General features: G+C 72.9%; 9 protein-coding genes. 2 read left to right on the forward strand and 7 right to left on the reverse strand.

Going from position 1 to position 14,419, the window contains the following annotated elements; translation table 11 throughout:
• Window positions 1-201: 201 nt before the first annotated feature.
• From ElP_RS03845 to ElP_RS03855, 3 genes are all read right to left on the reverse strand, one after another.
• Complete coding sequence (locus ElP_RS03845; protein ID WP_145267376.1) at window positions 202-648, reverse strand: hypothetical protein; 447 nt, start codon at window positions 646-648, stop codon at window positions 202-204.
• A 44-nt stretch (window positions 649-692) separates the two neighbouring features.
• A complete protein-coding gene (thrS, locus tag ElP_RS03850) occupies window positions 693-2,966 on the reverse strand; it encodes a threonine--tRNA ligase (RefSeq protein ID WP_145267377.1) in 2,274 nt (757 codons plus the stop codon).
• A gap of 179 nt (window positions 2,967-3,145) precedes the next feature.
• Window positions 3,146-3,541, reverse strand: a complete 396-nt coding sequence (locus ElP_RS03855) for a hypothetical protein (protein WP_145267378.1) — start codon at window positions 3,539-3,541, stop codon at window positions 3,146-3,148.
• 449 nt (window positions 3,542-3,990) lie between these two features.
• On the opposite strand from ElP_RS03855, the gene ElP_RS03860 reads away from it, so the two are divergent.
• Window positions 3,991-5,157, forward strand: coding sequence for a hypothetical protein (locus ElP_RS03860; protein ID WP_145267379.1), 1,167 nt, complete (start codon window positions 3,991-3,993; stop codon window positions 5,155-5,157).
• 58 nt (window positions 5,158-5,215) lie between these two features.
• On the opposite strand, the gene ElP_RS03865 is transcribed toward ElP_RS03860, so the two are convergent.
• The 3 genes from ElP_RS03865 to ElP_RS03875 form a co-directional block, all read right to left on the reverse strand.
• On the reverse strand, window positions 5,216-6,994 hold the full coding sequence (locus tag ElP_RS03865) for a DUF885 domain-containing protein (protein ID WP_145267380.1): 1,779 nt from the start codon (window positions 6,992-6,994) through the stop codon (window positions 5,216-5,218).
• Between the two features lie 62 nt (window positions 6,995-7,056).
• Window positions 7,057-7,920, reverse strand: coding sequence for a GDSL-type esterase/lipase family protein (locus tag ElP_RS03870; protein ID WP_145267381.1), 864 nt, complete (start codon window positions 7,918-7,920; stop codon window positions 7,057-7,059).
• Entirely contained in the window at window positions 7,917-9,335 is a 1,419-nt protein-coding gene (locus ElP_RS03875) for an acyltransferase family protein (protein ID WP_145267382.1), read from the reverse strand. The genes ElP_RS03870 and ElP_RS03875 overlap by 4 nt, the downstream gene beginning before the upstream one ends.
• A 237-nt stretch (window positions 9,336-9,572) precedes the next feature.
• On the opposite strand from ElP_RS03875, the gene ElP_RS03880 reads away from it, so the two are divergent.
• Window positions 9,573-10,283, forward strand: coding sequence for a metal-dependent hydrolase (locus tag ElP_RS03880; RefSeq protein WP_197446695.1), 711 nt, complete (start codon window positions 9,573-9,575; stop codon window positions 10,281-10,283).
• Between the two features lie 145 nt (window positions 10,284-10,428).
• On the opposite strand, the gene ElP_RS03885 is transcribed toward ElP_RS03880, so the two are convergent.
• Window positions 10,429-14,415 carry a serine/threonine-protein kinase gene (locus ElP_RS03885; protein ID WP_145267384.1) on the reverse strand — a complete coding sequence of 1,329 codons (3,987 nt, stop codon included), beginning with the start codon at window positions 14,413-14,415 and terminating at the stop codon, window positions 10,429-10,431.
• Window positions 14,416-14,419: the final 4 nt, after the last annotated feature.

Genomic DNA, 14,419 nt, shown 5'->3' on the forward strand with positions numbered 1-14,419 from the left:
GCCTGGCGAGGAGTTGGCCGAGCAGGTCGCGGAGCTGTCGCTGCCGGTCGGCCGGCAGGCGGGCCCAGATCGTCGGTGCGACCGTCGGCGGTGGGCAGGGCGCCGTCGTCAGGCGCGGGGGGGAGCGTTGTGACGGGGGGCGACGGACATGCGATGTCTCCCGATGCCGAGGTCAGGTGATGTCGGCACCACGCCGCCAGCTCAAGCAGCGCGGCGGCGCTGATCGTAACCGCCGCCGGGGGTGCTGCACCACCGGTCGCTTGAGGTGCAGTCTGCTTGGCACGTCTCGGCGTAGTTCAGGCGGGCGAAGAGGTAATCGGGGTGCCTCCGGAGGTTCTCCCGGATCGTCTCCTCGGCCTTGGCGTCCTGTCGAGTGAGCGAGTAGGCCACCGCGAGGTAGTTGTACAGGACCCTGACATCGGGATATCGCCCGATCAGGTCGATGAGGTCCGGGATCGCTTCGCGGGGGCGGGACTGCGAGCCCTCGTGGAGTCGCTGGATCTGCTCCCGGACGACGCCCGGGAGGCGGTCCTGCTCCGGGTCGTCGATCGGCTCATAGGTGATGTCGTATTCCAGGAGCAGCACGACCTGGGGATCGCGCCGCGTCCTGGGAGCCACCTTCTTCGGCTTCTTTCGACGCTTGGCCATGGGGATCACGACCCTCCTCGTCGGCAGGAGTTCGCGGCGAGCGATCAGTAGGCGTGCTTCTCCCCCTCGGACTCCGGGGTCACGGCCTCGGGGGGCGAGGGGGCGGCGGCCTGCCGGATCACCCGGCCGTCGACCTCGGCCCGGAGTCGGGCCACGGCCTCGGCGAGCGGCATGCTGCCGAGGTTGCCGTCGATCCGGTCCCGGAAGGCGACGGTGCCGGCCTCGACCTCGTTGGCGCCGACCACGAGCATGGCCGGGATCTTCTCGAGCTGGGCGTCCCGGATCCGTGCGTTGACCTTCTCCGGGCGACGGTCGACCGAGGTCCTCAGGCCGGCGGCCTTCAGCTCTTCGAGGACGCGGTCGGCGTAGTCGACGAACTTGTCGGAGATCGGCAGGACGCGGACCTGCTCCGGGGCCAGCCAGAGCGGGAAGGCGCCGGCGAAGTGCTCGATGAGGATGCCCATGAAGCGTTCCATCGAGCCGAACGGGGCCCGGTGGATCATCACCGGGCGGTGGGGCGTGTTGTCGGCCCCGGTGTATTCCAGCTCGAAGCGTTCGGGGAGGACGTAGTCGAGTTGCACGGTGCCGAGCTGCCACTGGCGGCCGAGGCAGTCCCGGACGACGAAGTCGGCCTTCGGGCCGTAGAAGGCGGCCTCGCCGGCGGCCTCCTCGTACCGGAGGCCCATCTCGTCGAGCACGGAGCGGATGTCGGCCTCGGCCCGCTCCCAGACGTCGAAGTCGGCGCCCTTGAACTTCGGGTCGTCCCGGTCGCTCTTGGAGAGCCGAACCCGGTAGTCATGCAGCCCGAGGCTGCCGAGCACGTACTGGGTCAGCTCCATCGTGGCCCGGAATTCGCCCCGGACCTGGTCTGGCGTGCAGAACAGGTGGGCGTCGTCCTGGGTGAACCCCCGGACCCGGGTCAGGCCGGCGAGCTGCCCCGACTGCTCATACCGGTAGACGGTGCCGAACTCAGCCAGGCGGACGGGGAGGTCGCGATAGCTGCGGGGCTGGGCGGCGTAGATCTGGATGTGGTGTGGGCAGTTCATCGGCTTGAGGAGGTACTGATCTTGTTGGACTAACCAGCCATCGAGAAATTCATATCGTCTCCTCAATTCGAAAACCTTGCTGATCGGTCCAGTATGGTATCTTTCAAATGGAAAGTCCGGATGCTTTAATGCCTCAGCTCTGAACTCTTCGTCGAGCTTTTCTGCATGTGCGAGGATGTTTTCCTCTCTCTTCATATCCTCCGATTCAACGCCCATCGGGAGGTCACGAAATTTAACGTCAAGCCTGTCTCTGTTCAGTTCTGCCCACGGAGCCAATGGGTGAGCATAAAATGGGGGAAATTGTGAGTCTCGGTAGTAAGGGTAATGGCCACTCGTTTCGTAGAGTTCGATCTTCCCGATGTGAGGCGTGTAGACCGGCTCATAGCCTCGCTTGAGCAATTCGTCCTTCAGGAACTGCTCCAGGATCCCCCGGACGATCGCCCCCTTGGGCATCCAGAGGATCAGGCCCGAGCCGACCCTCTCGGAGATGGTGAAGAGATTCAGCTCCTTGCCGATCTTGCGGTGATCGCGCTTCTTGGCCTCCTCGATCTGGGTGAGGTAGGCGTCCAGGTCCTTCCTGTCGAAGAAGGCGGTGCCGTAGAGGCGTTGGAGCATCGGGCCGTCGGTCCGGCCCTTCCAGTAGGCCGCGGCGATCGAGAGCAGCTTGAACGCGCCGACCTTCCCCGCGTGGGGGATGTGGGGCCCCCGGCAGAGGTCGACGAACTCCCCCTGGCGGTAGAAGGAGAGGATGCCGAACTTGTGCAGTTCCTGGTCGATGTGCTCGACCTTGAGTTGCTGGCCCAGGTCCTCGCAGAACTGGCGGGCGTCGTCGGCGGGGAGGGTGAAGCGCTCGAAGGGCTCGGCCGAGGCGACGATCTTCTGCATCTCGGCCTCGATGGCCGGGAAGTCGTCCTCGGAGATGGTCCGAGAGCCGGGCAGGTCGATGTCGTAGTAGAAGCCGGTGGCGGTGGTCGGGCCGAAGGCGAGCCGGGCGTCGGGGAACAGGCGGAGCACGGCGCGGGCCATCACGTGGGCGGTCGAGTGCCGGAGCACGTCGATCGCCTCGGCGTCCCTGGGGGTCAGGACCCGGAAGGCGATCGGTGCCCCGGTGCCGTCCTCCAGCGGTCGGTCGAGGTCGACGACCGTCCCGTCGGCCACGGCGGCGACGGCGGCCTCGGCCAGCCGCTTGCCGATCGAGGCGGCGACGTCCCTCGGCCGCACGCCCTCGGGGAACTCCTTGACCGAACCGTCCGGCAACTGGATCTGGACCATCGGGATGCGCGCCCGGCCCGTCCGGGCCGGCCCTTCTGGGGCGACGCCCCGCCCCCTCCGACCCACGATGCCGGCACGGGGCGGCCTCGCCCACTCGGATCGAGACTGTCCGACCCGTAGCCTAGCACGACGGTTCGGGCGCCGTCCACCGGAGCGACGAGCCGCCCCTCGGGCCGGGTTCAGCGGACATTCGGGGAGCCGGACCCGGCCGCCTCGCGGTCCTTCCCGTTCGCGTCCCAGGCGGTGAGCACGAGGAACCCCCCGCGCTCCACCCGGAAGTGCTCATCCTGGAGCACCCGGCCGTCTCGCTCCACCCGGAGGCGGTGGCCGCCGGGCGACAGTTCGCGGACGATCGGCTCGTATCGCCGACCCTCCACCCGGAACGACTCGCCGCCGAAGATCACCTCGACGTCGGGCTCGACGACGTGGAGGACCACCTCGCCGCTCGTGCCCTTGGAATGGGCCACGATCGAGGAGAGCATCGTCATGCCGAGCACGCCGGCCGCGACGGACTGGGCCGCCTGACCCAGGATGGGGGACTTGGCGAACACGAGCAGGAGGGGCCGGACGAACATGGTTCCGAGGCTCCGGGGGTGGGCAGGAGTGGCCGACGACGCCCGGGAGGTCGACGGCCCGATCCGGGGGGGAGAGCAGGCAGAAGAGATTGGTTTATCTCATTCGAGCATGGGTGTCCAGATCCCCGAGAGGTCTCCCGGCGGGATCGGACCCCCCCGGGCCGCCGACCGGGGCGGGCATGCGGCGCGACGGGGCGGCGGGAGGCGGTCGGGGCCCTCGGGGGCCGCCGACCGGGGGGGACGCCTGCTCAGGCCGCAAGGGTTGCCCCGCCTCCCGGGTCGGTGCCGACCGTCACGAGCGGCGCCCCGGGCTCCCGGGGCGTCCCGAGTCGGTTCGGGAGCCGGCCCGGGCGGGCCGATGATTGGCAGGCGACAGGATGTTCCGTCCCCGGGCCCGCGAGGATCGCTCGCCCGCCCCGGGACCTGGTCAATCGGAGGAGCGCCGACCCATGGGCTTCCTGAACGGGCGCGTCAGCTACATGCGATTCCGGGTCAGCGGCGATGCGCCGCTGCCGTTCGACGAGGAGACCCTGGAGAAGGCCTCCGCCCACGGCATCGGCCGGCACGGCGACGCCGACCCGACCGACGGCGTCCACTTCGGCTGGTCGGGCGGCAACCACGTGCTCGACATGACCTTCGAGCCGGGCAAGAACGTCGTCAACGACGCCCTGCACCTGGGACTGAGGATCGACGCCGACAAGATCCCCGGCGACCTGCTCAAGGCCTACACCCAGATCGAGCTGGACGCCCGGGCCGCGCAGAACCCCAGCGGCAGGCCCACCAAGGCCCAGCGCGAGGAGGCCAAGGAGGCCGCCAAGGTCCGGGCCGAGGCCGAGGCCGCCGACGGCCGCTATCGACGCCGCAAGATGCACCCGATGCTCTGGGACGGCCGGACCAACACCCTCTACGCCGGCGCCGCCTCCAACGCCGTGCTCGACCGCCTCCTCCCGCTCTTCCGGGAGACGTTCGACCGCACCCTCGAGCCGGTCACCGCCGGGGTGCTCGCCGCCTCCATCGCCGCCGAGATGGGCCGCGACGACGCCATCTACGACGCCGTCCCGCTCGCCCTCTTCGGCGACGGGGACTCGGCCCTCTATTCCTCGATCGCCTGGGCCGAGGCCGACCCCACCAGCCGGGACTACTGGGGCAACGAGTTCCTCCTCTGGCTCTGGCACACGCTCCAGAACGAGGGGGACGTGCTCACCCTGGCCGACGGCTCCGAGTGCTCGGTCATGATCTCCAAGACCCTGCAGCTCGACTGCCCCCGGGGCGAGACCGGCCGGGACAGCCTCTCCTACGAGGGCCCGACCCGCATGCCCGAGGCCCTCCGCGCCCTCCAGTCCGGCAAGCTCCCCCGCAAGGCCGGCCTGCTGATCGAACGCCAGGGGTCCACCTACGAGCTGACGATCCAGGCCGAGACGATGGCCGTCTCCGGCGCGGCCCTGCCCAAGGAAGACGGCGTCTCGGGCCGGGAGGCGCACGAAGGCCGGATCGACTACCTCCGGCACCTCACCGAGACCGTGGACCTGCTCTACGGCAGCTACGTCCGTCGCCGCCTCGACGCGAGCTGGACCGGCGAACTCGGCCGGATCCGCGACTGGCTCCGCGCCGCCTGATCCCCCCGCGATGTCCCCCGGGGGGAGGGCGATGGCCCTCCCCCCGGGGGGACTGCGATCAGTCGCCCGCCGCCTCCATGCCCAGCGACCGCCGGACCAGTTCCGGCAGGTACTTGACCGGCAGGGTGCCGTGGGAAAGCGCGGCCTCGTGGTAGCGGCCGAGGTCGAATTCGTCCCCCTGCTCGAGCTGGATGTCCCGGCGGAGGCGGTGGAAGGCGACGCGGCCCACGAAGTAGGTCGAGAGCTGCGCCGAGGATTGCTTGGAGCGGATGACCTTCCCGACCGCTTCTCCCTCGGTCTGGAAGGCGCGGTCCATGAGGAGGTCCAGGGCCTCGTCGTCGGTCATGTCGCCGGCGTGCATCTCGTGGTCGAGGATCGCGTTGACCACGGCCCTCAGGTAGAACTTGAGCTGCTGGAGGCGCAACTTCGGGTCGCCCTCGCCGAAGCCCTCGTCGAGCATCATCCGCTCGGTGTAGACCGCCCACCCCTCGGCGAAGGTGCCGGAGGAGAGGACCTTGCGGATCAGCGACGGGCATCGGTTCGCGTATTCGAGCTGGACGTAGTGGCCCGGGTAGGCCTCGTGGATCGTCAGGATCCGGAGCATCCTCGCGTTGTACTCGCGGAGGAAGCTGTCGACCCGGCCCTCGTCCCAGTCGCCCGGGGGCGGGCTGATGGCGTACTCGCTGCCGCCCCCCGGGTCGAGCGGGGGGGCGGGGTTGAGGTAGGCGACCGAGTTGCCCCTCATGAACTCGGGCATCTCGATGATCGCGCAGCGGTCGGGCTCCGGCAGTTCGAGGACGCCCCGCTCGGCGATGAACGCCTTGATCGCGTCGACGGTGGCGGTCGCGTCCTCGACCAGGCCCTCGGGGGTGCCGTGCTCCTCGCCGATCCGCCCCAGCACGCGGCGGATCATCGCCCGGCGGCCCCGCTCGTCGTCGGGGGGGATGACCTCGCCCGGGAATAGGCCGGACCAGATCTGCCGGGAGAGGACGGCCATCTCGGCCTCGACCTGCTCGGCCTCGGCCCTCGCCTCGTCGAGGATCTCGGCGGCGGTCAGGCCGGAGTCCAGCTCCCGCCCCACCTTCTCGGCGAACAGCTCGGGCCCGATCCGCCAGCCCTCCCCGGCCTCGGGCAGCAGCTCGCCCTCCAGGAATTCCAGGTAGCCCCGCAACGCCTCGACGGCGGCCCCGGCGGCCTCGGCCAGCTCCCCCTCCCCCCGGGGGCGATCGGCGAGCAGGAAGACCTCGTCGGTGTAGAAGCCGATCGCCCCCCTGGTCTGGAGGATCGCCGTCTCGACCTTCACGCGGGGCGTCTCCCCGGCCGAGAGCGTGGCCTTCGCCGTCTCGACGACCCGGGGCACCTGCCCGATCCGGGCGATCGCGTTGGCCAGGTTCGTCGCCTTCGGCAGGGTCGACTGCGTGAGCAGCAGGTACACCCCCTCGGTCGTGTAGCCGACGTAGACGCGGGGGTCCTCGACGAACGGGTCGAAGTGCTCGGCGAGCCAGAGGGCGGAGTCGAGGTGGTGGCGGAAGATCTCGTAATCGACCTGCCCGTCCCGGGAGAGGGCGTCGTAGTCGACCCGGCGGGGCAGGTCGTCCAGGAATGCGCGGTCGCGACCGACCCAGCCGGCCCGGGCCTCGGGCGAGAGGTCGTCGAGCCGGTCGTCGAAGCGGTGGTCGCCCAGCCGGGTGGCCGAGAGGGGCTCGTCGGCGAACCAGGCGTCGAGGTACTCCCGGAAGTAGGCGTCGAGCCGGTCGTCCTCCCGCTCGACGGCCGGCGAGGGGGTCGGCAAGAGGGCCATCGTGGCAAGGAGGGTCCAGGCGGTTCGCGAGGTCATCGTCGCGTCGCTCCTCGGTGTCGTTCGGCCGATCGACCCGGTCGACCGGGTGGCCCCGGATCCTACCCCGCCGGGCTCCCCGACAGAAGACGCGGATCACCGGCGTCGGCCCCGGGGGGCGGGCCGAAGAACAGCCGCAAGGTCGGCTCCATCGCGTCGGCCCAGGCCCCGTAGCCCTCGGTCGAGAGGTGCAGCAGATCCGGCTGCATCGAGCGGACGACTCGGCCGTCCTCGTCGAGCAGGCGGTGGCCGAAGTCGAGGAAGGCGACGCGGGGGCGGGCGTCGATCGGGGCGAGCAGGCGGTTGATCTCGGCGATGCGCGGGTCGGGCACGTCCGAGATGGCCGGCTGGCCGTGGCCGAGGGTCGTCCCCCGGGGCAGCATGCCGATCACGAGGATGACCGAGTCCGGGCTGCGGCGGCGGATCTCGTCGACCAGGGCGACGACCCCCTCGGCGATCGCCTCGGGCGCGTCGAGGCCGATGTTGTTCGTCCCCGCGAGCAGCACGACCAGCTCCGGCCTCAGCCCGGCGAGCCCGCCGTGGCGGAGCCGCCAGAGCAGGTGCTCGACGTGGTCGCCGTCCATGCCGAAGTTCACGGCGCCTCGGGAGTCGAGGCGTCGCCGGCGGAGCCGATCGAGCGCCGAGTCTTCGCCGTCGAGGGCCGGGCCGAGCCAGCCCCGGGTGATCGAGTCGCCGAGCAGGAGCAGGGGGGCCGGCCCCGCCATCGCCCGGGAGACGTGCCGGGCGTGCCGGCCGACCCATTCGTCCAGGTGCGCCCTCGGCGCGGCGATCGTCGGACCGCGACGGTCCGGGTCCGGGCCGGCGACCCGGGACAGGACCGCCGACGCGACCGCCGTCATCAACAGGACGACCGACGCGACGATCGCGGACAGGCGGGCGACCGGATGGCGAGGGGGGCGGATCACGGCTCGTCTTGCGCGGTTGGGCCGCCGGGAGACGGCTCGGGGTGGTGCTCCGGGAGGACGGCCATCGTACCATCTCCGGCCGGCACGTCACGGGCCGATCCCTCCTCACGCCGGTCGACCGGCCGCGAGGGCACGCGGGTCCAGCGGGCCTTCAGGCGCAGGAAGGGCCGCTCGATGCCGTAGTACGAGGCCGCCGCCAGGCCGATCGTGGCCGCAGGGCCCATCAGGGCGGCCACCGTCCCCAGCTCGGGAGAACGGGGCAGCGCCCGGGATGCCCAGGAGACCAGCCCCAGGGCGATCTCGTGATAGAGATAGAGCCCGTAGCTGACCCGGCCGAGCCAGACCATCGTCGGCCTGGCCAGGAACCCCGAGGTCCGGTCGCGGCCCGACGCCGCCCATGCGACCAGCGCGACCGCCCAGGCCCACACCAGGACGTCGTCGGCCGCCCGTCGCCAGGGCGCCTCGGCGTAGCCGAGCGTGATCGAGTAGATGGCGGCCCCCCCGCCGACCACCGCGAGCCTCGTCCCCCAGAGCGACGCCGGCCCCGCCCCCGACCGCCCCCGCGCCAGCAGCGCCAGCATCACGCCCGCGAGCAACGTGTCCAGGTTCGCGAGCGTGTTGTACCGCAGGGCGGCCCCCCGATACCCGGCGTCGGCGAGCGCGTACCGGCAGGCGATCGCCGCCGCCATCAGCCCGGCGACCAGCGCGACCCGCCACCGCCCCCCCGACCAGGCCACGATCAGGGGCACGACGAGGTAGAATTGCTCCTCGACGCAGACGCTCCAGAGCACCGAGATCGAGTCCGAGGGCACCGGCCCCCCGTTCGCCAGCGACCAGTTCCCCAGGAACGCCAGGAACGCCGGCAGCCGGTCGGCCGCGAGCCGTCTCCAGGGGCCCGGGTCGATCCCGACGGCCGCCCTCGCCAGCGGCGTGAGGACGAAGCAGATCAGCACGACGAGGTAATACAGCGGCCAGATCCGCAGGATTCGCCGGATCCAGAACGACCGCAGGTCCACCCGGCCGAATCGCTCCCGCTCGCGGAGCAGCAGCGTCGTGATCAGGTACCCGCTGAGCACGAAGAAGATGTTGACGCCGATCCAGCCGTTCTCCCGCAGCGGCGAGACGAGCGACCGCATCCGGAAGGAGATCTCGGGCAGCCCGGCGAGCCTGAGGATCGGGTCGACGAGCAGGGCCAGCGGCAACGCCAATGCTTGCGAGAGCCGTTCGAGCAGGTCCAATTCCCGGTCGTGGAAGCAGTAGACCAGCGCGATCGCCACGGCCCGGAGCCCGTCGAGCCCGGGGTAATAGACGCGATCACCTCCGGTCCCGACCCCCGACCGGGCGGCCGGCGAGGCCCACCTCGGGTCGGGGGGCGTCGGGGCCCCTCCGGTCGTCGATCCCGCGTTCCCCGACATGGCGCCCCCGTCACCCCGGGCGTCGGCCTCCCCCGTCGAACCGACCCGGACCGTAACACGCCCCGGCCGCGGGAGGAACCCGGTCGCCTCCCCTCGGGCGGTCGATCTCCGGGTCGATCGCCCGGGGATCGGCCCGGTCCCCGGCCGGCTCGGCTCGACGCCCGGCCGCGGGACGGTACGATGGCCGATCGTCGAGGATCGGGGGTCGGGCCGGGCGCGAGGGGCGAGGTCGCAACGATGGGGAACTTCCGCCAGCACGTCGGCTTCGCCGGCTTCCTCGGCGTCTTCTACGCCTGGGGGGCGGCGGTGGTAATGGGCCTGCACTGGGTCTACGGCTCGGTGGCGGCGCTGCTGGTCACGGTCGCCGGGCTGCTGCCGGATCTCGACTCCGACAGCTCGGTGCAGCTCCGGGGCTTCAGCGGGCTGCTCGGCGTGCTGGCGGCGGTGGCCGTCTGGCAGGACCTCGACGACTCGTCGATCATCGTCCCCTTCGAGCTGCACCTCTGGGCGGCGATCGTCTCCTACGTGCTCGTCCGCCACTTCCTGAGGCGGTCCCTGGCGTACCTGACCGTCCACCGGGGGATGAACCACAGCATCCCGACCGCGGGGATCTGGGGGGCGATCGCCTACCTCGGCTACCCGTCCGACTCCCACCTGATCCGCCTGCTGATGGCCGTCGCCGTGATCCTCGGGTTCCTCTCCCACCTGGCCCTGGACGAGTGGTGCAGCGTCGACCTCGCCGGCCGCCGGGTGAACCGGGCGTTCGGCACGGCCCTGAAATTCGGGTCGAAGTCGGTCGGGGCGACGATGGTGACGTACCTGCTGCTCGCCCTGCTCTGCTGGTGGGTGACCGCCGTCTGGCCCGCCGACCCGCTCTCCGGCCGGCTGCCGACGCCGGTCATCCGATGGCCCGACGGGGTCGAGGACCCGGCCGACCTCGGGCGGTGAGGCGGACCCGGCCTCGACCGTCGCGCCGTGGGGCCGTCGTCGCCTCGGCCCGGATGCGGGTCGCCCCCACGCCTCTCTCGTCGAGCGGCCCCCGTCCGTCACGCCGGGGACGGGCCCCGGGCCGCGGCCCTCGATCGATCGGGGTTCACTCCGCCGACCCCGTGCCGGCCATCCCCGGGGTCGGCCCGGGGGGCGTCGGGCCGTTGGTCAGGGACCTCGAGATCGCGACCAGCAGGCGCAGCTCGGGGCGGTCGGAGGACCACGACGAGGCGTGGTCGAGGTCCGCCCTCGCGGCCGAGACGAGGCCGAGGCGGCGATGGAGCCGGGCCCGGTGCAGCGAAATCCTCGGATCTTGCGGATCCCGGTCCAGGGCCTCGGTGAGCGACCGGACCGCCAGGTCCGCCCGGCCGAGTGCGGCCAGGGCGACGGCCCGCGCCCGGTGCAGCGCGGCGTCGTCGGCGCCGATCGCCTGGGAGCGGTTCAGCTCGGCCAGGGCGTCGGCCGGGCGTCCCGCCTCGGCGAGCACCAGGCCCCGGAGCGTCCTCGCGTCCGCGTCGTCGGGCCGGAGCGCGAGGGCGGCGTCCAGGTCGATCAGGGCGCCGTCGAGGTCGCCGGATCGGTGGCGGATCCGGGCCCGGACGAGGCGGGGCAGCGAGGCGTCGGGGGCGACGAGCACCGCGTCGGTCGCCCCGTCCTCGGCCGGGGCCGACTCGCCCAGCGCCGAGAGCAGGACCGCCCGGGTGAGCATCCTCGGCACGGGGGAGGGCTCGGGCTCGGGGGGGGGCTCGGCCATCGCCCCGACGGCGTGCCGGAGGTCGGCGACGAGACCGGGGCCGGGTGCGGGGAGCAGGTCGATCGCCGAGGGGTCGTCCAGCCGGAGGGAGCCCCCGGGGCGGGTCGCCAGCGTCGCCCGGAGCCGCAGCCGCTCGCCGGCCGGCGACGGCGAACGGCCCATCGCCTCGTCCGCGTCGGCCAGGGCGAGCTCGGCCCGGCCCGCCTCCAGTCGGCACCGCGCCCTCAGGTCGAAGGCCTCGGCGGCCGAGGAGGCCGGCAGCGACCGGGGGCGGCCCTCGGGCCCGAGGCGTCCGTCCCGGTCGGCGGCGATGAGCAGGTCGGCATCCGCCTCCGCGGCCCGGACGTCCCCCAGGGCGAGCGCCAGCAGGGCCCGGCCCAATCGGGCCTCGCGGTGGCCGGGGTCGTCGAGCAGCAGGTCGTTGTAGGCCAGCAGGGCGAGATCCGGCCGGCCGGCCTCGGCGTCGAGCCGGGCCAGGTCGAGCCGGGCGGCCCGCGAGAACCGGGAGCCGCCGGCCGCCGCCATCGCCGACTCGCCGCCGAGCCCGGCGGCGGCCGAGGCGAACGCCGAGCCCGGCGAGGCCGCCGAGATGACCGCCAGGCGGGCCGCGACCCCGGCCACCGACCGGCCGGGGGCCGACGGGCCGAGCACCGCCTCGAAGGCGTCCCTCGCCCCGGCCCGGTCGCCCCGCTCCAGCAGGACGAGCCCCAGGTTCAGGTCGATCCGGTCCCGGAGCCGGTCGCGATCCCGTTCCAGGACCCGGGCGGCGGCGGCCCGGAGGTCCCCCAGCGCCTCGGCCGAATCCCCCGTGGCCCGGTTCGCCAGCGCCCGGTTGAACAGCGCCCAGGGCGAGCCCGGCTTCAGGGCCACCGCCGCGTCGGCGTGCCGCAGGGCGTCGGAATGCCGGCCCGACTCCAGGGCGAAGGTCGCCAGGTAGAACCGGGGCCAGTACGAGTCGGGCCTCCCCCGGGCCGCGGCCTCGAGCGAGGCGAGCGCCCGGGCCGCGTCGGCCGGATCCCCCGTCTCCTGGAACCGGGAGGCGTGGGCAATCCCCCACAGGAATGCCGCCTCGGCCAGGTACCTCGGCCGGTCGGCCTCCGGCACGACCGCCCCCTCGGCCGGCCCGATCGCGGGGCTGGTGACGCCCAACTCCTCGCAGAGCGCGTCCCAGGGGCCCCGCCTCGGGTCGTCCCCCGGCATCGCCCGGACGGCCCGATCCCGGAGGTCGGCGACCCCGGACGCGATCCCCCCCCTCGGCCCCGGCCCCGGCCCGGTCAGCCGGAGGTGGACCGCCCTCAGGAAGAGCAGTTCGGGGACCTCGTCGAGCAGCCGGCGGCGGTGGTCCCCCTCCAGCCGGTCGAAGTCGGGGTTGGCGGCCCAGTCGACCGTCTTGAACACGCCGAAGTCGCCGAGCGCCTCCCGCAGCGCGTCCCCCGGCGGGCGTTCGGGCTCGACGAAACCGAAGAGGCGGTAGCGGAGCCATTCCGCCTCGGCGAAGAACTCCCCGACGAGCAGCTCCAGGGCGTAGGTGTGCGTCGCCCAGAGGCGCTTCTCCTCGGCCTCCCAGTACAGCGGGGCCAGCGACGGGTGGCGGGCGGCGGCGGTCTTGGCGAACAGATAACCCTGGATCGCCTGCTCCAGCTTGCCGGCCTCCACGTTCACGTCGGCCTGGTCGATGTTCCGGCGGACCTCCCCCTCGGCCTCGACCCGCCTGACCCGGGCGTCGTGCAGGGTCGCCACCAGGATCGACCCGGCCACCACCGCGGGCGCCGCCACGGCGAACCTCCAGCGGTTCCGGCGCACCCACCGCAGCGACCGGCTGGCGATCGGCTCCTTCGCCACCCGGAGCGGGCCGTCGTCGGCCACGGCGAGCAGGTCGGCGGCCAGCTCGGCGGCCGACTGGTAGCGCCGAGCCGGGTCCGGCTCCAGGCTCTTGCGGATGACCGCCTCCAGCGCCGGGGAGACGGCCCGGCCCCCCCGTCGCAGCGGCGGGGGGCCGTCCCGGCGCTGCTGGGCGGTCTGCAGGAGGGCCTCGGCCACCGACCTCGCCTTGCGGACGACCGGGAAGGGGCGGTCCCCGGCGATCGCCTCGAACAGGACGACCCCCATCGCGAACAGGTCCGCCCGGGCGTCGACGCCCGAGTCGATCCCGTCGGCCAGCGCCTCGATGTGCTCCGGGGCCATGTAGGCGAGCGTCCCGCCGAGGGTCTCCGCCTCCTCGCCCGAGCCCTCGATCCTCGGGCCCATCGCCAGGTTGAAGTCCAGCAGCATCGGCAGGCCGTCGCCGGTGACGAGCACGTTGGAGGGCTTCACGTCCCGGTGCAACACCCCGCGGTCGTGCGCGTGCTGCAACGCCTCGGCCAGCCGGGCGCCCCACCAGGCGATCGCCCCCGAGAATGACCGGCCCGCCATCGCCCTCCGCGCCGAGGTCGACGGCCGGGGCAGCCCCACCTCGGGGGGCTCCAGCCGGTCGAGCACGTCCAGCAGCTCCCCCCCCGATCGCGCGGAGGCCGTCGCCGGGTCGGCCAGCACGGCGGCCAGGGTCAGGCGGCCGAAGTAGGGCATGCAGAGCAGGTGCAGGCCCGAGACCGGGTCGACCCGGTAGCTGTGGACCGGGACGATGTGCGTGTGCTGCAGGCGAGCGAGGGTCTGCGGCTCCCTCGACCCCGCCGTCGCCACCTTCAACGCCACCGGCCGGTCGGCCAGCAGCCGCTCCTGGGCGAGGTAGACCCGGGCGAAGGAGCCCCGGCCCAGCTCCTCGATCAGCCGGAAGCCGCCGATCGTCTCCCCCGCCTCCGGGAACGAGGACAGATCGGGGTCCGGGTCGTCGCCGGCCCTCCTCGTCCGGGGCTGGCCGCCGGTGGTCATCGTGGCGCCGATCGAGCCGAGCGTCGGCGCGTTCGGGCCGCCGACCAGCGCGTGGATGTCGAACACCCGGCGGAGCCTCGGCGCCAGCTCGGGGAAGCGACGCTCGTACTCCAGCGGGTCGGCGGCGGCCCCGGCCTCCTCCTTCAGGCAGAACTCCTCGTAGAGCAGGCCGACGACCACCTCGGGGTCGAGCCCGGGGTAGCGCAGGCGGTATTGCTCCACCGACGGCTCCTGGCCGTCGTCCCATCGCAGGCCGAGGTCGGCCCGGAGCAGGGCGAGCCAGGCGCCGGGGCGCTCCTCCTCGGCGTCGGGCAGATACGAGGCGGGGTCGGGCCGGGCGCCGAGCTTCGAGCGCCTCCAGTCCTCCTCGAAGCGGCGGGCGAGCCGGGCGGCGGCGGGGGACGAGGCGTCGTCCCAGGTCCGGCCCGAGGTGCTGGCCAGGCTGGTCGGGGTGCTGGAGGGCTCGGTCATGCGT

It is taken from the genome of Tautonia plasticadhaerens (assembly GCF_007752535.1).
In the GTDB taxonomy this organism is placed as follows: Bacteria; Planctomycetota; Planctomycetia; order Isosphaerales; family Isosphaeraceae; genus Tautonia; species Tautonia plasticadhaerens.